This is a genomic window from Couchioplanes azureus, from assembly GCF_014648355.1.
Classification (GTDB): Bacteria; Actinomycetota; Actinomycetes; order Mycobacteriales; family Micromonosporaceae; genus Actinoplanes; species Actinoplanes azureus.
This window is the reverse complement of sequence record NZ_BMQY01000014.1, coordinates 56677-75048: the sequence shown is the minus strand read 5'-3', so window position 1 is coordinate 75048 and position 18372 is coordinate 56677. Positions and strand designations below refer to the sequence as shown.

The following is an 18372-nucleotide window of genomic DNA, read 5'->3' as shown; positions in this document are numbered from 1 at the left end:
GCCGGCGGATGAGCGACGCCGTGTTGGCGGACGTAGTCACGAGACGCCTTGCAGCAGCGGCATGAGCGGACGACCAGGGGGCGGCGATGGACTTGTCCTGCCCCCTCACCGATCATGGACCTCATGGAGGACCAGGAGGCGCCGCAGTCGGCCGAAGGTGCGGCGAAGGTCGTCACGCTCTGCGGCTCGACCAAGTTCGAGGCTGAGTTCGCGGAGGTCAACCAGCGGCTCACGATGGAAGGTTGCGTCGTGATCAGCCTCGGGATGTTCAGCCTCCCCGAGCTGCCGGACTACGACTGGACAGTCGACAGCTCGGACCTGAAGGGGCGGCTGGGCCGCGTGCACTTCCAGAAGATTCGCATGGCTGACGAGGTGTACGTCGTGGATCCGGGCGGCTACCTAGGCGAGTCGACCCGACGGGAGATTGCCTACGCGGAGTCGCTCGGCAAGCCGGTTCGGTATCTGAGTCGCGAGCGCTAGGCGCGAACGGGAGACTGCCCCCAGGGGTTCCGCCGCCCCATCGCGAACCCGCCTCAGCCCGCGGCTCATCGAGTCCGGCCGGGCGCTTCCCTTGTCGACTACTGCGCGCACCTGCGCTCCAGGGTTCATGATCGCTTGCACGGAAGGTGAACGGGCTCGGGGACCACCGCTTGCGGACCCGGAGCGGACTGGCCCCCTCGTGGCCCGCCCGGAGGATCGCGTCCGTGACTAGGGAACCGCCAGGGCCGCAAGGGGGTCGCCCTCGGCGCCGTGGGTGGCGTACCTGTTCTTGCCGGCCGCCTTGGCCCGGTACATGGCGAGGTCGGCATGCCGGGTGAGGCTCTCGGCGTCGTCGCCGTCGGTGTACGCGGCGATGCCGATGCTGGCGCCCACGCGCACCGTCGCACCGTGGGTCCTGACCGGTTCCTGCAGGGCGCCGAGGATGCGATCGGCGATGCCGGTCGCCCGGGCGTCATCCGCGCCGGGCAGCAGGACGGCGAACTCGTCGCCGCCGAGGCGGGCCACCCGGTCGTCCTGGCGTACCGCCCGCTCCAGCCGCCGGGCCACCTCGATCAGCAGCGCGTCGCCGGCGGCATGGCCGAGGGTGTCGTTGATCGGTTTGAACCCGTCCAGGTCGATGAGCAGGACGGCAGGCGGGGCCGCGTCGGGCGTCGCCGCGCAGGCGGCCGACACGCTGTCGTAGAACAGGGCGCGGTTGGCCAGTCCGGTCAGCGGATCGTGGGTGGCCTGGTACTCGAGCATGCGGCGGTGTTCGTGGAGCGAGTCGATGAGGCGCCCGTTGTCGAGGAACGCCAGGATCTGCCGGCCGACGACGAGTGCCGTCACGACGATCGACCCGATGACCACCGAGGCGCTCACCCGTCCGGTCAGGGTGGTGATCAGCAGGACGTCGATGGCGGCGACGGCGGCGTACGGGAGGAAGCTGAAGCGGCGTCGCCGTCCCCGCGACCCCGCACTCGGCTCGGGCGATCGCAGCGCCGCCCAGGCGACGAGCGCGCCCTCCACGGTGCTGACCAGCGGGCCGACGCCGAGCCAGCGGTCGTCGTTCTCGAGCAGCCGGGTGACCGCCGAGCTGAGCGCCCCGATCAGGACCAGCAGGCCCAGGGCTTGCAGCGAACGCGACGCCACCGCGTCGGTCCCGGCGAGCACGAGCTTGACGACCGCCAGCACGGCGCCCAGGCAGATGACGCAGAGCACGAGCGGGCCGATCACCGTACGCAGCTGCGGATCGGATCCGATCATCGGCCGGATCTGGAACTCCCACAGCACCGTGGCAGCCACGACCATCACGGTGGCGGCGTCGAGGCCGAGCCGGAGCGCCTCGCCGGGCGCGCGATGGGTGGACGGCAGGCGCAGCAGGGCCCAGATCACCAGGAGCAGAGCCGCTGCGATCGGCGTCACGGCCGCCACCAGCACCGGCACGGCGGGCGGGAGGACATGGGTGTTGATCCCGTTCAGCAGGCACGATCCGGGGATCACGAGCAGCGTGGCCAGCGCGATGTGGTTCCAGAAGCGCCTGCCCGCGGGCACGAGGCCGCCGGACCGGGCGGTACGCCGGGCCGCCCAGGACCCGAGCGTTAGGGTGATCGCACCCGGGATCCAGGCGACCTCGGGCAGGAACCCGGGAGCCACCGCGTGCAGCACCAGCCACAGCAGGCTGGCGCCGCATCCCGCGAGGGACCAGCGACGGACGCGGGAACGATCCGCCTCGAGTGCCGAATCGCCCCTCGCGGCCGTTTCATGCCGCTTCCTCACCGTGACCTCCCCGAGCGCTACGCGGCTTATCGGCACCGGAGAGGCCTGGATGAGCGTGCGGCGGCCGCGGGGAGGTCGTGGGAATGGTCCGGCGGGGCGTCGCGTCGGTGACCAAGGTCCTCCTGGCCCGGTGGCTCATCACCGATCCGTGCTGCTCATCGTCGACGAGCCGACCCGCGGCATGGGCGTCGGCGCCACGGCGGAGATCCAGAAGCTCGTGGCCCAGCTGTCCGGCGGCGACATGGTGGTGCTGTTCATCAGCGCCGAGCTCGACGAGGGGCTGCGGCTCGGCTCACGCGACGGTGAGGTGGTTCTGCCGGAGCAGCTCGTCGATGCCGGCGGGTGGCATCGGCCGGGCGAAGTGGAACCCTTGCGCATGGCGGTAGCCGAGTTCGGCGAGCCGCCGGGCTTGATCGGCGGTCTCGACGCCCTCCGCGACGGTGCGCAGACCCATCGTTTCGGCGATGCCGGTCAGTGCGGTGGCGATGGCCTCCTGCTGCGGCGTGCCGCCCAGCCCGTCGATGAACGACTTGTCGACCTTGATGGCGTCCACCGGGCAGGTGCGTAGCAGGCCGAGTGACGAGTGTCCGGTGCCGAAGTCGTCCAGGGCGATGGCGACCCCCAGTTGCGACAGGGCGTGCACGGTGGCCAGGGCGCGTCCGCCGCCGAAGACGGCAGTTTCGGTGATCTCGATAGTGAGCTGGCGCGCCGGGACACCGTGGCGGCCGAGCGCGGCGGCCACCATGTCCGGCAGAGCCGGATCGAGCAGTTGCCGCGCCGACACGTTGACGGCCACCGACCGTAGCGCGTCCGCGGCGTGCTCGCGCCGCCAGGCGGCAGCTTGCGCGCATACCGTTTCGATGATCCACGCACCCAGTTCCACGATCAGCCCGCTGTCCTCGGCGACCGGGATGAACTCCGTCGGGGGTATGACCTGGCCGTCCGCCCGGTTCCAGCGGATCAGAGCCTCCACGCCTGTCGGCCGTCCGTGGGGCAGCTCGACGATCGGCTGGTAGAGCATCTGGAGCTCGCCCGTGACCAGCGCTCGGCGCAGATCCGCCGCCATCGTCGCGCGGTGGCTCAGCTGACGTTCCAGGGAGGCGTCGTAGACGACGGCCCGCCCGCCGGCGGCCACCGCTGCACGCAACGCAACCTCGGCTCGCCGGTAGAGGTCGCCCGCGTCGCCGTGAGCGATGCCGACGAACACGTCCACGAGCACTTCCTGGCCGGCGGCGTGCAGCGGCTCGGCGTTGGCGGCCAACAACCGGTCGGCGAAATCCGGTTGCTCCCCGTGCAGCAGCAGGCCGAATTCGTCACCACCAGGACGGGCCACCAGAGCCTGGTCGGCGGCGAGCCGCCGCAGCCGGCTGGCGTATGCGACGAGCAACTCGTCCCCGGCCTCCGGCCCCAACCCGTCGTTGAGTTCCCGGAATTGCTTCAAGTCGATGAGCACGACCGTATGCACGCCGCGGGCACGGGCAACGGCCGCGGTGAAGTAGCGGCGGCCGACCAGGCCGGTGAGCTCATCGTGCATCGCCTGATGGGCGACCTTGTTCAACAGAGCGGCGTTCTCCCCCAATGCCACCGCCTGACGTGCCACCACGAGCAGTAGCAACAGGGTGGTCCCGCCGACCTGCACCGAAGTCAGGTGTCCGGTACGCAGAAAGACGACGGCCAAGGAAAGACTTGTCAGACCCGTCGCGACCATCGGCACGACGTTGCCCCTGCGGTACGCGAATGCCGGTACCACCGCCGCCGGCGCGGGTTCGACGGACGCGGCACGGCACTGCGCCCGTGCGGCGAGCACGCCGAACAGGCCGACGAAGGGCAGCACCGCAGCGGTGCCGTTCAGGTGTGGCCAGGGGTGTAGCAGCGACATCAGGACAGTGGACAACGGGCCGAGGAGCCCGATCGTTGCCAGCCACCACAGGGCGCCCTGCGGCACCGGGCTGCGCCGCGCAGACATGATCTTGATGACGACCACCACGCCCGCGACGGCGATCGCCGTCATGACCATGTTCAGCCACCGGGCCGGGACGCTGGCGCCGAACCGGTCGGTGAACCAGTCGACGTATTGCGAGGCGGCGATCCCGGAGGTCACTGCCACGACCGCCACGTCGAGCACCGCCGTGGTCAGTTGCCGCCAGCTGCGGCCGCCGCCGGGCAGCCTCAGCATCGACCAGATGGCGAAGAAGGTGGCGACGGCGTATAGCAGCAGGGTGCGCCCGCTGATCGGCGGCATCCCGGAGTACGCGGTAGTGCTGATGTCGATGCTCTGACTGAGCGCCGCCAGCACCACAGCGACCATGCCGAGCGCAACGTGTCGCCAGAAAACGCGCACCGCCCCGTCAGCCAGCATGACGAGCCTTCCGCAGGCGGCCACCGCGACGGCCGGCCCGGCGACGGCCGGCACCCACACCAGCTGTCTCGAAAAGCCGACGTGCACACCCAGCAGCAGAAGAAGCAGCTGGACGAGCGCCAGCACGACGGTGAGCGGTGTGATCCAGCCCGGCCACCGATGCGCCTTCCGCCGAGGCGCTGTCCGGGCCATGTTGCCTCCCTCCCACCGGGACGCTGCCTACATCCGGCAGGAATCGGCCGAGTGGACACCGAGCTGAATGTTCTTGCCGGACATCTGGATACGAGCAGAAAGCCAGCTGCCAGCCGACTGCGCAGCCCAGCGACGACGACGTCGATGATCAGGAACGCCGCGAGGGGACGCCGAACAGCGGCAATGCCCACCCGATGGCGAACACCACGGACACTGAGTCGCTCGGCGCGCCGGCACAGGAACCCGGGTGGCCGGCTGTGGCGGGTTGACTGATGATGCCGACCATTCTGCGCTCGGCCGGCCGACGCCGGAAATCTCGGCAAGTCGTCGGCACGGCGGTTCGTTATCGGCGTGCTTGCGTCTCTTCGGCGGTAGCAGCGTCGGTCAGGGTTTCGGAGAGCTTCTGGAGCAGGTCGTGGGCGGTGAAGGGTTTCTCGATGAAGGCGATGTCGTCGTCGAGGATCTGGGTGGAGCCGAGTAGGCCGTTGCTGTAGCCGGACATGTAGAGCACCGGCAGGTCCGGGCGGCGCTCGTGGAGAATTTCGGCCAGGCGTCGTCCGGGCATTTCGGGCATGATGACGTCGGTGAGTAGGGCGTCGCAGTGGTGCTGGTCGAACAGTGTGATCGCTTCGGGGCCGTTGTTGGCGGTGACGACGTGGTACCCGCCTTTGGTCAGGATCCGGGTGATCACTCTGGTGAGGGCGGGTTCGTCCTCGACGACCAGGATGGTGCGGCCGTGGCCGCGCGGTGACTGGTCTTCCCGCGTTGCCGGATCGGACGGTGTGCTGGGTGTGGTGACGAGCGGTAGGTAGATGCGGAAGGTGGTGCCGATGCCGGGCTCGGAGTAGAGGTTGATGCTCCCGCCGGCCTCGGTGACGATGCCGTAGACGGTGGCCAGCCCGAGGCCGGTGCCCTTACCCCGGGGTTTGGTCGTGTAGAACGGCTCGAAGATGTGCGCGGCGACCTCCGGCGGTATGCCTTCGCCGGTGTCGCTGACCAGCAGGCGTGCGTAGGTGCCCGCGGGCAGCGGCGGCTGCATGTTCAGCTCGTCGCCGTCGAGGGCGGCGGTGTTCGCCTCCAGGACGAGCGTGCCGCCGTCGGTCATGGCGTCGCGGGCGTTGATCGCCAGGTTCAGCAGGACCTGCTGGAGCTGGCCGGGGTCGGCGTGCACCGTCAGCGGTTGGGATGACGGCCGGGTGATCAGGGTGATGTGTTCGCCGATGGTGCGCTGCAGCATGGCTTGCACCTCGGCCAGTGCGGCGTTGAGATCGACGTCCTGCGGCTGGATGGTGTCCGCCCGGGTGAACGTGAGCAGTTGCCGGGTGAGGTTGGTGGCCCGGTCCGTTGCGATGCGCACCTGCCGCAGATCGGACTCGACCTCGGGGTTGCCGGTGCTGGCTTCGAGGGCGAAGTCGGTGTAGTTGGCGATGATCGCCAGGATGTTGTTGAAGTCGTGGGCGACCCCGCCGGCCAGTTTGCCCAGACTTTCCATACGCTGGGCCTGGTTCGTACGTTCCTGCAGGGCCTGCTGGCGTGCGGCGGACTCCTTCGCGGCGGTGATGTCGCGGGCCACCACGGACACCCCGATGACCGTGCCCGCGGCGTCCTGGATCGGGGCCAGGTTGAAGCTGACGTCGACCGGGTGGCCGTCCTTGTGCAGGCGCCGGGCCTCGTAGTAGATGCCTCGCTCACCGTCGCGGATGCGCGCGAGCGTGTCGTCCTGCTCAGCACGGTCGGCCTCGCCGGCGAAGGTCGAGGCGGGCGCGCCGAGCACCTCCCCAGCGGTATAACCGAACAGCCGCTGGGCGCCAGCGTTCCAGGCGGTGACCCGGCCTTCCGGGGTCAGGCCGATGATCGCGTCGTCGGTGTGCTCCACGACGGTAGCCAGGATGGCGCGCTGACTCTCCGCAGCTTCCAGGGCGGCCCGTTCCCGGGCGTCCGCTTCCTCGAGGCGGCGCTGCTGCCAGGGGTCGACGAAGATGGCACCTTGGCCGAGCAGAACCCCGTAGGCCCGGCGCAGCGTCCAGTAGTAGACGCCGATCGACGCCGTGGCCACGTCCCACAGCGCCGCTGTCCAGAACCAGTCCACGGCGAGGTGATCATGGCCTGTCGTGGTGGCTTGAACGATGCTGCGGTAGGTCATCGCGGCGTGGATGCCATGGCCGACCGAACAGCTGAAGAAGATCAGTGCGGTCGCCACGGCGAGCTTGTTCGTGCGCAGCTGCCCGGCCCGGGCCACGGGAACCACGATGGCGACCGTGATCGCCGCGTACGCGAACATGATCACCAGATTGGCCAGCAGAAAAACCTGGTCCGCCATACTCGACCGATCGGAGCCCTGACGGGAAATCTGAGGCCGAGTCGAGTCCGCGCGCAGGCGCTGCCCCGGCCGGACTGCAGGCACCGGTGTGACATCGCCGCCACCGAGAGTCGCCGGCCATGTCCTGAGCGGCTCACGCTAGCGCTGGTGATCAGCGTTCCATGAGCCCGAGGAAGTAACGGCATCGTTGGCGCACCGCGCACGGCGAACGGCGTACAGACGCACACTTCGCTGGTGGCGATGCCCTGGAGAGCCGACGGGTCCCTGGAGACCGGCATCCGGTCCGGCCACGTCGATAGGTCAGACGTTCCGACCCGCCGGTCAGCCGTCGCGGTGACCGGGCGCCGGCACTGCGAGCGTTACGCCGCAAGGCGCAGGGTCGGCACATCGATCTCGTGCGGTGCCAGCTTCATGGCCGTGACCGTGACTGCGCCCGTGGAGTCCACGCCGACGCACGCTGCACGCACGACATCGGCTCGCCCAGTACCGAGCAGCGCCCTCACGCGCTCGTGCAGGGCGGGATTCGCGCGCAGCGCCGCAGCGAAGCTCTTGTTGCGCTGCAGCAGGTCCCGGACGTACACCGCACTGCCCTGCTCGGCGCGGATGAAGGGGCCGTCGACCGGCGGATGCGGCGGTACCAGACGGCTACCCGTACGGCCGCTCGGACCGACGTGCGACCAAACGAGGAGATGCGGATCGTCGCCGTCCACGTACAGCACCCGGTCGACGAAGTATTCCCCGGCGTCGGTGCGCGTCGGCCGCCGGCCGGCGGCTCTGGCCACGACCGCGACGGTCTGAGCGTCCAAGCCCTGCCTGCCGATCAGGAAGGCGGCGGCGGACTCGTGCAGGCGCAGGTCGGCCAGGCGAAGCTGCGCGTCGAGGACGGCCTTGTCGTACTCCACCCCGGTGAACGGCAGCTCGAACCGCTCGCCGCCGATGACATTGAACGCCTCGACGCGCAGCTGCGCCGGACTCGGCAAGGCGATCACGTCACGGAGCACCACGGTGATCATCTGGGCGAACTCGTCGAACAGCACGGGGTCCGGACGCCAGCGCACTTCACGCGTCCACAGCGGGCCGAAGTCACTGCCCGGCGGATCCCAACCGTCGGATGCCAGCGTGTGACGCTGCTGCTCGCTCAACGGCGCAACGTCAGGATCGCTGACCTGCACGGTGATCGAGCCGGCTTCCTGCATGTACTGCACGAAGCCGCGCTCACTCCACGCGAGGATCACCGCGTCGTCCACGCAACCGCGGGCGATCCCGGCCGCCACACCCTGCGCGAACCTCTCCCAATTCGGCGCGTCTACCACTCTTCCTACCTTCACTTCCGCTGCCCGAGACGGCTCGGCCACCGCAACCACCGCACGACGGTACGCACTACTTCGGCGCCGCAACACGGCGGATCGTGAACGCAGGTTGGGCGCCTGTGCCTGTTGCAGGCGCAACACCCGGCCTCCGGCGACCCATAGGGGCCCACCGCCAGCCCGTCGGATACCCGGCCTCCGCGGTGTCCCAGATGTAGCTCCAGTCCGGAAGGCCAATCGCCCGGGGCCAGCGTGGGGCCGCAACGGCCAGGTCACCGGAGCGCTCACCCTGCGGCCGCCGGCGTCCACCCCGGACTGCCCGTCCGGGCAGCGGGCCGGGCCTACGTGGCGTGACCGCCGGATGGGTCCCGGTGAGCCGCGCGAAGGGCCGTCGTCGTCTTGCCGGTGCGCTGACGCAGCAGAACGCGCAGCGTGTTGGCGTGTTCGTAGCCGACCTTCTTGGCGATGACCTCCAGGGACATATCCGTGGTGCGCAGCAGATGGGAGGCCCGTTCGACCCGGAGGTCCTGGATGAAGCGGACGGGGGACGATCCCAGGGTGCGTTGCACGGCCCGTTGCAGGGTGCGGTTGCTGACGCCGATGGCCTTGGCGGCGTCGGAGATGCCGATGGGGTCGGCGAGGCGCTCGCGGGCCCAGCGCTCGAAGGAGGCGACGATCGGATCGTTCTGGGCGAGGGCGCTGGCGATCGTGTAGGCGGACTGCGAGGGGCGCTCGTCGACGACCAGGTAGCGGGCCACCAGGTCGGCCAGGGCGGGGCTGCTCGTCCGTACGATCGCCAGCGCCAGGTCGACATGTCCGAAGGCCGCTCCGGCGGTGGTGACGGTGTCGCAGGTGACGACCATCCGGCTCTGGTCCACCCGGACCTTCGGGTACCGGGAGCGGAAGACCGGCGCCAGCCACCAGCTGGTGGTCGCCCGGAGGCCGTCCAGGATCCCCGCCTCCGCCAGCAGGAAGGTGCCGGTACAGGCGGAGGCGATGGCCGTGCCGCGCTCGCGCGCCTCGGCGATCTGTTCGCGCACCGGCAGCAACGTGTCTCCGCCGACATGATCGAGCAGGGCGGTGGGCCGGCGTTCGGCCAGGGCCGGGACGATCAGCAGATCCGCCGTTCTTGCGCAGGCCAGGGACTCCGCGGCCACGAGATGCCCCGCCGCGGTGCGCACCTGGCGCGCCGCGCCGATCGTGGTGACGTTCCAGGCCGGGGGCTTGTCGAGCTCCTGACCCATGGCGTTGGCGCCGTCCAGTACGTCCAGGATCGCCGCGAGCCCGGAGTCGAAGACGCCGTCGTAGACGAGAACCGCCACCTCCATGGCGGAAACACTATCAATGATGTCGTTCCTGCCACTGATGAGCCGGCTTTCGCCCGCATAGCGTCGCTACGTCGCCGGACATCCCGGCGACTTCCGACGAGGAGTGACCCACGATGAAGATCGGTCTGCTGGCCCGCATCGAGGCCAAGCCCGAGTACGCCGACAAGGTCGAGGCCATGCTGCGAGACGCCGCGCACCTGGCCGACCAGGAACAGCACACGGTGACCTGGTACTCGTTCCGCCAGGACGCCACCACGTTCGGGGTGTTCGACACCTTCGACGACGAGCAGGGGCGCCAGGGCCATCTCCAGGGTCGTATCGCGGCAGCCCTCATGGACGCCGCTCAGACCATGCTCGCCTCGGCCCCGGTCATCACCCCGGTGGACCTGCTGGGAGTCAAGACCCCCTGACCCGTCGAAAGACGGCCCCGACCATGGACCGTACGGCGGTCGCGCGATGACCGGGGGGCGGTCGGCGGCGGTTTCTCGAAGGCCGCCGCCGACCGCCCGCGCCGCAACTACAGTGCGGGCATGTCCCTCGACGACCGGGACAAGGCGCTGCTGGGCGGCGGGCTGATCGTGCTCGTGTCCGCACTGGTCGGCGTCCTGACGCTCCTTCTCGGCATCCGGCGGTGGCTACGGGCCCGACGGTTGCTCGCCCATGGCACAGCGGTCACCGCCGTCGTCGTCGACAACAAGCAGAGGACGTCCGGCGAGAACGGGACCCGGTTCGTTCCGGTGGTGCGCTTCCACACTCGCGAGGGCCAGGAGGTCCGTACCGCTCTCGAAGACCTCGCCGGTCGCCGTTCGCACGTGACGGGAACCGAGTACACGATCTTCTACGACCCTCGCCATCCGTCGCGGGCAGCCGTTCCGGGCCGCCAGCACGGCCCCCTGGCGAAGTCGGTCGTCTCCGGACTCGTGTTGCTCGGGTTCTCCTTCTTCGTGTACCGGGTGCTGCGATCCATCCTGGAAGCCAACCCCGGCCCTTGACATCGCGGAGTGGACATCGAGAGGCGTCGCGCTCCGTCCCGATGCGCCGTATCTTCTCCGACAGGGGTAGCGGGTTCAGCGACCGGAGGGAGCGTCTCGTGTTCTTCGACCTGGGCGTGCGCGATTTCCTCGATCGCGCCGAGGTGGTGTATCCCGACCGTGTCGCGGTCGTCGACGAGCCAGACCAGCCCGCGCCCTCGTGGGGACCCCTGACCTATCGCGAGGTCGCGCGGCTGGCCCGGGCCCAGGCGGCCGCGCTGGATGCGCTCGGCGTACCGGTCGGCGGCCGGGTGGCGATCGTGTCGCACAACGCCGCCCGCCTGCTCGTGTCGTTCTTCGGTGTCTCCGGGTGGGGTCGCATCCTCGTCCCGGTGAACTTCCGGCTGTCGCCTCCCGAGGTGAGGTACATCGTCGAGCACTCGGGCGCCGACGTCCTGCTCGTCGACCCGGAGCTGCGGCACCTGCTCGACACGGTCACCGCCGAGCACGTCTTCGTCCTCGGCGACGACGGCGACCTCTTCGGCAGCACGGCCGACCCGGCGCCGTGGGCGGGCGACGAGTCGGCCGTCGCGACGCTGAACTACACCTCCGGGACCACGGCGCGCCCCAAGGGCGTCCGGCTGACCCACCGCAACCTGTGGATCAACGCCGTCACCTTCGCCCTGCACACCACCCTGTCCGACCATGACGTGCTGCTGCACACCCTGCCGATGTTCCACGCCAACGGCTGGGGCATGCCGTACGCGGTGACCGGCCTCGGTGGACGGCACATCGTGTTGCGCAAGGTCGACGGCGGCGAGATCCTGCGCCGCATCGACCGGCACGGCGTCACCATCCTGTGCGCGGCGCCGGCGGTCGTGGCGGCCGTGCTGGACGCCGCCGCGCGCTGGGACGGGGAGATCCCCGGCCGCGACCGGGTCCGGATCGTGGTGGCCGGAGCCCCGCCGCCCACCCGGACCATCGAGCGGATCCGCGCCGAACTGGGCTGGGAGTTCATCCAGATCTACGGCTTGACCGAGACCGCTCCGCTGCTGACCGTCAACCGGATGCGCGCCGAATGGGCCGAGCTCGACCCGCACGACCAGGCACGCCTCCTCGGCCGGGCCGGCGCCCCCGCGCTCGGCACCCGGATCCGCACCGATGCCGACGGCCAGGTGCTGGCCCGGTCCAACACCAACCTCGACGGGTACTGGGACGACCCCGAGGCGACCGCCCGGGCACAGGCCGGCAACTGGTTCCACACCGGCGACGGCGGCACGTTCATCGACGGGTACCTGACGATCTCCGACCGCAAGAAGGACGTCATCATCACCGGCGGCGAGAACGTCTCCTCGATCGAGGTCGAGGACGCGCTCGCCTCGCACCCGGCGGTCCGCGAGGCCGCGGTGATCGGCATCCCCGACGACACCTGGGGTGAGCTGGTCACCGCGCTGGTGGTCACCGACGGCACGCCGCTGACCGCCGAGGACGTCATCACCCACTGCCGCGGCCACCTCGCCGGCTACAAATGCCCCAAGCGGGTGGCGTTCCTCGACGCGCTGCCCCGCACCGCCACCGGCAAGGTCCAGAAGTTCAAGCTCCGCGAGCCCTACTGGGCCGGCCGCGAGCGCAAGGTCAACTGACCGGCCGGAGGGGTGCAGGTCGGGAGGCGACGGAAGGCCATGCGCGGGTGTCGCCGAATAAGAACTCTTTGTGAAAGCTACGCCGCGGGCAACGAGCATTCGCGCGGGACGAGGGACGATGAGCGGTGAGGTGGTGCCGAACCGGCCACAACCGAAAGGGGCCGAGGATGCCACAGCATCAGGTCCATGCTGAGCACGACCACAAGCACGGTGAGGAGTGCGGTCACGTCGGCTTCCGACACAACGACCACACCGACTATGTCCACGATGGTCACGTTCATCGCTGGACACAGGGCCACTGGGAGGAGTGCGGCCCGGCAGAGCACGCCGCACACCCGAAGCCGCATGAGCATGTCCATGGCGACGGGTGCGGCCACCCGGCCATCCCGCACGAGGGCCACACCGACTATCTGCACGAAGGACACCGGCACGTTCGACACGGCGATCATTGGGACGAGCACTGACACAGGCTCGGGGCACCAGCTACAACCCTGAAGGTTGAGCACAGCCGCCCGCACATCAGATCCGCAGCCGCTCGGCACCACCGGGCTGCGTGCCGGCGTCGCTCCGGGCAGAGAACCGGTCCCCCGCAACGACTCGCCTCGCTGATGCGCTCGTCACTTCACCGTGGTGGCGGCGATCGGCGAGACCGACTGGTCCGGCAGCACAAGCCGGAACTCGTACCGGTGCCCGCTGGTCAGCAAGGCCGTCTGGAAGCGGTTGCCGTACACCGGGAACGGGTCCGTACGCCAGTCCTCGGCCGCGCTCGCATCCCTCAGCTGGATCCGGTACATCAGCCCACCGCGGTTCTCCTGCCAGGTGACGGTGGCCTCGCCGGGAGCGTCACTGCGGGCCACGATCGACGTCGGCATGGCCGCGGGGATGCGCACCCTGACCGCCTTGGACCGGGGGCCGACGCCGCCCGCGGTGAACCCGGCCACCTGAAACTCGTACACGTGGCCGTCGATCAGGTTGTGCACGGTCGCCCGGGTGCCCTCGACCGGGACCTGCTCGCGGACGAAGTCTTGCTCGCCGGCGGTCACGTCGCGCCGGAACAGCCAGTACCAGGCCGAGCCGGTGGACTGCCAGGTCAGCTCGGCGAGGCCGGGACCGGCCTGGGCTTTCAGCCGCGCCGGCACCTCGTCCGGGGCGGCGACCTCCGCCCGGGCGGTCACCGTCGGCGACCACGGGCCCTCCCCGCCGTCGTTGACCGCCGCGACCGCGAACTCGTACTCGTGGGCATGGATCAGCGGGCCGGAGTCGAACGTGGTGCCCATCGCCAGGCCCGGCGGCCCCCACCGGGTCTCGCCCCGGGTCAGGTCGCGGCGGTAGATCCGGTAGCCGAGCTCCGGCGCCACCTGCTGCCAGACCAGCCGGATCGAGCCGTCGGACTGCGCCTCGGCGGTGGGCCGGGCGGGTGCCGGGGGCTTGGCCACGGTGGGCTTGATGCGTACGGGCCGGGACGGCTTGCTGTCGCCGCCTCCGCCGACGGCCACGACGGTGATGTCGTACCGGTGGCCGTGTCGCAGCGGGCCGATCGTGGCGCTCAGGCCGGGGTACGCGCCGGCCGACGCCGCCTTCACCTGTCCGGCAGTGAGGTCCCGTGCGAACACCTTGAACAGCTGCACGAACGGGATCGGCTCCCAGTGCACGGTGACCCGGCCGTCCGGTCGCGACTCGGCACGCACCCCGGTCGGGGCGCGCGGGGGTGGCACGGTGGCCCGCATCGTCGCGATGGCCGACAGCGGGCTCTCCCGGTGACCGGACACGGCGGTCACCGCGAACTCGTAGTCGTGCCTGTCCACCAGGAAGTCGGACCGGAAACTCGTCGCCTGGCCAGGTCCTTCGCCGGGCATGCGCACGAAGTGCGTCTGCCCGTTCGTGACGTCGCGCCGGTAGATCCGATAGGTGATGCCGTCGCCGCGCACCGGCTGCCAGGCCAGGCCGGCGGTGCCGGCACCGTCGGCGGTGGCGGTGAGTCCCTGCGGCGCCGCCGGGCGCCGGGCCGAGGAACCGGGCGGCGGCCACTCGACCTCCACGAACCGGGGCCGGTAGATGCTGGCGTCGGAGTAGGTGACCGTCTCGTCCAGGTTGTTGACGTTGTAAGAGATCAGCAGCCGGCCCTTGCGGGCCAGCTGGAGGTGCAGGTCGGCGTCGTAGACGATGTGCCCGGCCCGGACTTCGGGCGCGCTGAACAGATAGTGCGGCCCGCCGAACGGCCCCGTCGGAGACGTCGCGGTGTACGCCACGAAGTCCGCGCTGAAGGTCAGGTTGTTCTCGTGGGTGACCAGGACGTAGTGGCTGCCGACCCGGCGTACGCCATAGTTGGTCCCGACGCCGCTGAGCAGCCGCGCCGACTCGGTCTCCGCGGTGGACCACGTCGAGCCGGTCCAGAACTCCCACGAGTGCGTGAGGTCGGTGCCGTGCACCCGGGCGAGGTGTGCGAACTTCATGTCACCGGCGGCCTCGGTGCCGTAGACGTACGTCCACTCGCCGTCCGGCATGACCTCGGAACCCCACGAGATCCGGGTGCCCAGCGGCAGCTCCCGGACCGTGCCCGGAGACAGGCCGGGCAGCTCGAAGGTGGCGAGCCCGGTGCCGGTCAGCTTGTGGTCCAGCGGCCCGGCCCCGGTACGCCGATAGCGGTTCACCAGCACCTGCGCCGCACCCCCGGTGACCGCGGCGTCGCCCACCCAGTGGAACTCGTCGTCCGACTTGGTGGGCACCAGCGAGGTCGGCTTCCCGGGCGTACCGCCGGCGCGCAGCGGGCCGAGTTCCGTACCGGTCTGGATGATCGCCGAGTTGTGGATCAGCGCGGAGGTGCGGGGCCGGGAGCCGTCCGGGCCCGGACTCCCGAGGAACGTGTCCGAGAAGAGCCAGAGGGTCCGGTCGTCCGGCAGCGGCACCGAGGCCGTCCGGTCGGCGCCGAGCCAGGTGCCGGAGGTGTCGCCGTACCGCTGGAACATCGCGGTCAGCTCGCCGGCGGCGATCCCGCCGTCATCGGCCGGCGAGTCCGGTGACGCTGCCGCCGCCATGGCCACCATCGCCAGCGAGACCGCCAGGACACAACCCAGCGTTCGCCGCACCACCCTGTGCACTTCGTCGGGCCCCCGTCCGATTCTCGCTACACCGGAAGGCTTTCATCTTCGGATCGCACTTCGGTAACGGCTGTCCGGACGCGTCGCGCTACCAGCCCGCCCGTCAGGATCAAGGCGGCCACGGCGGCGCCCAGCGCGCCCAGCGCGATGCCCTCGACGGTGTGCGGAAGCACGAGCCAGGCGACGGCCACGAAGACCGCGGTGACCGCGCACAGCGGCGCCGACGGCCACTTCGCCCCGGCCGCCACCTGCGCGTTGACCAGCATGAACACCACGCCGTAGCAGGCGCCGGTGGCCGCGAAGATCCAGGCGTGCCGGCCCAGGTTCGCGTAGTCCGGGCCGCCGGCGAGCCGGAACGCCAGGTCGCCGGCGAAGGCCGCGGCCGACACCAGCACGGCGCCGCACGCACCGACGAGCAGCAGGCCGAGCCCCAGCGTGCGCCGATTGCCCTGGGCCAGCCGGGGCAGGGCCAGGATGGTCACCACCTGCGGCGCCCAGAGCGCTCCCTTGGTGAGGACCGTGCCGACCGCGTACGCACCGGAGGCGTCGGGCGGCAGGAAGCGGCGGGCCAGCAGCAGGTCGGCGTACGAGACGACGAGCATGGCCAGGGTCGCGCCGCCGGCGGTCAGCACGGCACGCAGCGGGAGCGGTTCGCCTTCCTGACGTACGCCCTCGCGGCGGGCCAGCAGGTGCAGCACCGGCAGGGCCAGGATCGCGGTGGCCGCGCCGATGAGCAGCGACGTGGTCAGCCCGGCGCCGGCGGCCAGGCCCAGCACGACACCGCCGTACCGCCCGCCGGCCACGACCGCGATGCCCGTCGCGAGCGGGACGAACCGCTGGTCGCCCTGCATCTCGCCGAGCCAGCGACCGGCTGCGACCACGCCCACCGTGGAGACCGCGGCCAGCGCGGTCGCCGCGGCCGGCAGGTGCAGCACGGCGACCGCGACGGGCATGGCCAGCAGCAGGGCGCAGGCCGCGCCGAGCACCGTGTAGAGCGCCGACCGGGCGGTGGGCACCGGACCCGAGCGGGCCCGGTGCACGGCCACCGCGATCTGCAGTCCGGTGCTGGCCACCCCGGCGATCGCGGTCATTGCGAGCAGCGTGGCCAGCGCGCTGAGGTCGGCGGCGGTGAGCGTGCGCGCGCCGAGCACGGGTACGACGTACGCCAGCGCGTTGGCCAGCACGCCGGCGGCGGTGACCGCGAGTCCCGCCGTGCCGATGCCGTTACCTTTCGCCATTCCTGCCCGTCCCGGTCCCGTCGTCGTTGTCGCGTGGATCAAACTAGGTCGTGTCTTTGCGACGGCTCGCGCTCCCGGCGACGGCGCTCGTGGTCACCGTCCTGGTGCTCGCGCCGCTGGCCGCGCCGGGCTACGTCCTCTCCTACGACATGGTCTTCGTGCCACGTCAGCCACTGCGCTGGGAACTTGTGGCGCCGTCGGCCACGCTGCCCCGGGCGGTCCCGCTGGACGCGCTGGTCTCCCTGGCCACCCAGGTGGTGCCCGGCTGGGTGCTGCAGCGGGTGGTGCTGGCCGCGGCGCTGCTCCTCGCGGCGCTCGGCGCGGGCCGTCTGGTCCCGGCCGGGCGGCTCGGCACCCGGCTGGTCGCCGCGGTGGCGTACGCGTGGACCCCGTACCTCGCCGAGCGGCTGCTGCTCGGGCAGTGGGGACTGCTGCTGGCGTACGCCGCCCTGCCCTGGATCGTGGCCGCCGCCCTGCGCGTTCGCGAGGGTGACCGCCGCGCCCTGCCTGCGCTGCTCGGATTCGGCGCCCTGGCCGCGGTGACCCCGACCGGCGGGGTGCTCGCCCTGGCCGCCGTCGCGGTGCTGGCCGCCCGCCGCACCGTCCTGAGCGCGGTGGCGGTGGCCGCGACGGCGCTGCTCAACGCGCCCTGGCTGATCGCCGCCGCCCTGACCGACGCCGACGCGCGCAGCGACCCGGCCGGCGTCGCGGCCTTCGCCGTCCGCGGCGAGGGCTGGAGCGGTCCGCTGGGCGCGCTGGCCGGCACCGGCGGGATCTGGAACGCGCAGACCACGCTGCCCAGCCGGGCCTCGGTGCTGGCTCCCCTCGGCACTGCGCTGCTCGTCGGGCTCGCGGTGGCCGGCTGGCGTCCGCTGCGGGACCGCTGGCCGGCCGGCGTCGCGGCACGCCTGCTCGCACTGGCCGGCGGCGGCTTCCTGATCGCCGCGTTCGTGGTGCTGCCGGGGGGCCGGGCGGCACTGGAGTGGCTGGTCGCCACGGTGCCCGGGGGCGGCATCCTGCGCGACGGTCACAAGTTCGTCCTCCCGTACGCTCTCCTGCTCTGCCTGCTGGCGGCCCTCGGCGCGGAACGGGCCGCGGCCACCGCCCGGGATCGCGCGGGTCAGGAGAGCGCGGCGCGGGTGGTGCTGGCCGGCATCCTGCTGCTGCCGGTGGCCTCGCAACCGGATCTCGCCTACGGCGCCGCCGGCCGGCTGCGGCCGGTGCCCTACCCGGCGGACTTCGCGGCGGTGGCCCGGATCGTCGCCGACCGCCCGGGTCAGGTGCTCTCCCTGCCGTTCGCCGCTTATCACACCTACTCCTGGAATCTCCGGCGGACCGTGCTGGATCCGCTGCCGCGCTATCTCGACGCCGAGGTGGTGACCGACGACCGGTTGGTCGTGGGCAAGGTGGTCGTGGCCGGGGAGAACCGGCGGGCCACCGCGGTCCGGCAGGCCCTCGCCTCCGGTGCTCCGCTGTCCGGCCTGGGGGTGCGCTGGGTGGTGGTGCAGCAGGTCGCCGGAGGGGGCCGGGTGCCGGATACCGCCCTGGCCGGCCTGCGGCTGATGCACGACGGACCGTACTTAGACCTGTACGAGAACCCTCTTCGCAGGGAAGTTACTAGGTGGTAGCGTCCCCGCCCACGCACAGCCCACAAGCGTCG

Annotated in this window: 12 protein-coding genes and 2 pseudogenes; 6 read left to right on the top strand and 8 right to left on the bottom strand. The window is 71.1% G+C overall.

Annotation, left to right across the window (positions count from 1 at the left end; translation table 11 throughout):
* Positions 1 to 123 precede the first annotated feature (123 nt).
* Positions 124 to 480, top strand: a complete 357-nt coding sequence (locus IEY99_RS31720; RefSeq protein ID WP_189207795.1) for a hypothetical protein — start codon at positions 124 to 126, stop codon at positions 478 to 480.
* Between the two features lie 228 nt (positions 481 to 708).
* Here IEY99_RS31720 and IEY99_RS31715 read toward each other — a convergent pair whose 3' ends face one another.
* Positions 709 to 2256 (bottom strand): GGDEF domain-containing protein, encoded by a 1548-nt coding sequence (locus tag IEY99_RS31715; protein WP_189207794.1) that lies wholly within the window; start codon positions 2254 to 2256, stop codon positions 709 to 711.
* Positions 2257 to 2369: 113 nt separating this feature from the next.
* Here IEY99_RS31715 and IEY99_RS34730 point away from each other — a divergent pair.
* Positions 2370 to 2554, top strand: a pseudogene (locus IEY99_RS34730) (sugar ABC transporter ATP-binding protein); the annotation flags it as partial.
* On the opposite strand, the gene IEY99_RS31710 reads toward IEY99_RS34730, so the two are convergent.
* The 4 genes from IEY99_RS31710 to IEY99_RS31695 all read right to left on the bottom strand — a co-directional run bounded on the left by IEY99_RS31710 (position 2549) and on the right by IEY99_RS31695 (position 9762).
* On the bottom strand, positions 2549 to 4807 hold the full coding sequence (locus IEY99_RS31710; RefSeq protein WP_189207793.1) for a putative bifunctional diguanylate cyclase/phosphodiesterase: 2259 nt from the start codon (positions 4805 to 4807) through the stop codon (positions 2549 to 2551). The pseudogene IEY99_RS34730 and the gene IEY99_RS31710 sit on opposite strands and share 6 nt — an antisense overlap.
* 343 nt (positions 4808 to 5150) lie before the next feature.
* Positions 5151 to 7127 (bottom strand): hybrid sensor histidine kinase/response regulator, encoded by a 1977-nt coding sequence (locus IEY99_RS31705; RefSeq protein WP_189207792.1) that lies wholly within the window; start codon positions 7125 to 7127, stop codon positions 5151 to 5153.
* Positions 7128 to 7486: 359 nt separating this feature from the next.
* Positions 7487 to 8440, bottom strand: coding sequence for a TY-Chap domain-containing protein (locus tag IEY99_RS31700; RefSeq protein WP_373293475.1), 954 nt, complete (start codon positions 8438 to 8440; stop codon positions 7487 to 7489).
* Between the two features lie 335 nt (positions 8441 to 8775).
* Positions 8776 to 9762, bottom strand: coding sequence for a GlxA family transcriptional regulator (locus tag IEY99_RS31695; protein ID WP_189207790.1), 987 nt, complete (start codon positions 9760 to 9762; stop codon positions 8776 to 8778).
* Between the two features lie 113 nt (positions 9763 to 9875).
* Between IEY99_RS31695 and IEY99_RS31690 the strand changes: the two genes are divergently transcribed.
* The 3 genes from IEY99_RS31690 (at position 9876) to IEY99_RS31680 (ending at position 12376) form a co-directional block, all read left to right on the top strand.
* Positions 9876 to 10172: a putative quinol monooxygenase gene (locus IEY99_RS31690; RefSeq protein WP_189207789.1), complete on the top strand. Its 297-nt coding sequence runs from the start codon at positions 9876 to 9878 to the stop codon at positions 10170 to 10172.
* 120 nt (positions 10173 to 10292) lie between these two features.
* Positions 10293 to 10754 (top strand): DUF3592 domain-containing protein, encoded by a 462-nt coding sequence (locus tag IEY99_RS31685; protein WP_189207788.1) that lies wholly within the window; start codon positions 10293 to 10295, stop codon positions 10752 to 10754.
* Between the two features lie 98 nt (positions 10755 to 10852).
* Entirely contained in the window at positions 10853 to 12376 is a 1524-nt protein-coding gene (locus tag IEY99_RS31680) for an AMP-binding protein (RefSeq protein ID WP_189207787.1), read from the top strand.
* A gap of 77 nt (positions 12377 to 12453) precedes the next feature.
* Here the strand turns inward: IEY99_RS31680 and IEY99_RS31675 are convergent, their stop codons facing one another.
* The 3 genes from IEY99_RS31675 to IEY99_RS31665 form a co-directional block, all read right to left on the bottom strand.
* Positions 12454 to 12837 (bottom strand): hypothetical protein, encoded by a 384-nt coding sequence (locus IEY99_RS31675; RefSeq protein ID WP_229799437.1) that lies wholly within the window; start codon positions 12835 to 12837, stop codon positions 12454 to 12456.
* Between the two features lie 156 nt (positions 12838 to 12993).
* Entirely contained in the window at positions 12994 to 15465 is a 2472-nt protein-coding gene (locus tag IEY99_RS31670; protein WP_189207785.1) for a DUF5005 domain-containing protein, read from the bottom strand.
* Between the two features lie 35 nt (positions 15466 to 15500).
* A complete protein-coding gene (locus tag IEY99_RS31665) occupies positions 15501 to 16712 on the bottom strand; it encodes a polysaccharide biosynthesis protein (RefSeq protein WP_189207784.1) in 1212 nt (403 codons plus the stop codon).
* A 50-nt stretch (positions 16713 to 16762) separates the two neighbouring features.
* Between IEY99_RS31665 and IEY99_RS31660 the strand changes: the two are divergent.
* Positions 16763 to 18313 (top strand): annotated as a pseudogene (locus IEY99_RS31660) (MmpA family trehalose lipid delivery protein); the annotation flags it as partial.
* Positions 18314 to 18372 lie beyond the last annotated feature (59 nt).

Excerpts from the sequence above, each read along its gene's own strand:
- IEY99_RS31720 (WP_189207795.1), top strand. The coding sequence starts at position 124 with ATGGAGGACCAGGAGGCGCCGCAGTCGGCCGAAGGTGCGGCGAAGGTC.
- IEY99_RS31685 (WP_189207788.1), top strand. The coding sequence starts at position 10,293 with ATGTCCCTCGACGACCGGGACAAGGCGCTGCTGGGCGGCGGGCTGATC.
- IEY99_RS31710 (WP_189207793.1), bottom strand. The coding sequence starts at position 4,807 with ATGGCCCGGACAGCGCCTCGGCGGAAGGCGCATCGGTGGCCGGGCTGG.
- IEY99_RS31705 (WP_189207792.1), bottom strand. The coding sequence starts at position 7,127 with ATGGCGGACCAGGTTTTTCTGCTGGCCAATCTGGTGATCATGTTCGCG.
- IEY99_RS31695 (WP_189207790.1), bottom strand. The coding sequence starts at position 9,762 with ATGGAGGTGGCGGTTCTCGTCTACGACGGCGTCTTCGACTCCGGGCTC.
- IEY99_RS31690 (WP_189207789.1), top strand. The coding sequence starts at position 9,876 with ATGAAGATCGGTCTGCTGGCCCGCATCGAGGCCAAGCCCGAGTACGCC.
- IEY99_RS31665 (WP_189207784.1), bottom strand. The coding sequence starts at position 16,712 with ATGGCGAAAGGTAACGGCATCGGCACGGCGGGACTCGCGGTCACCGCC.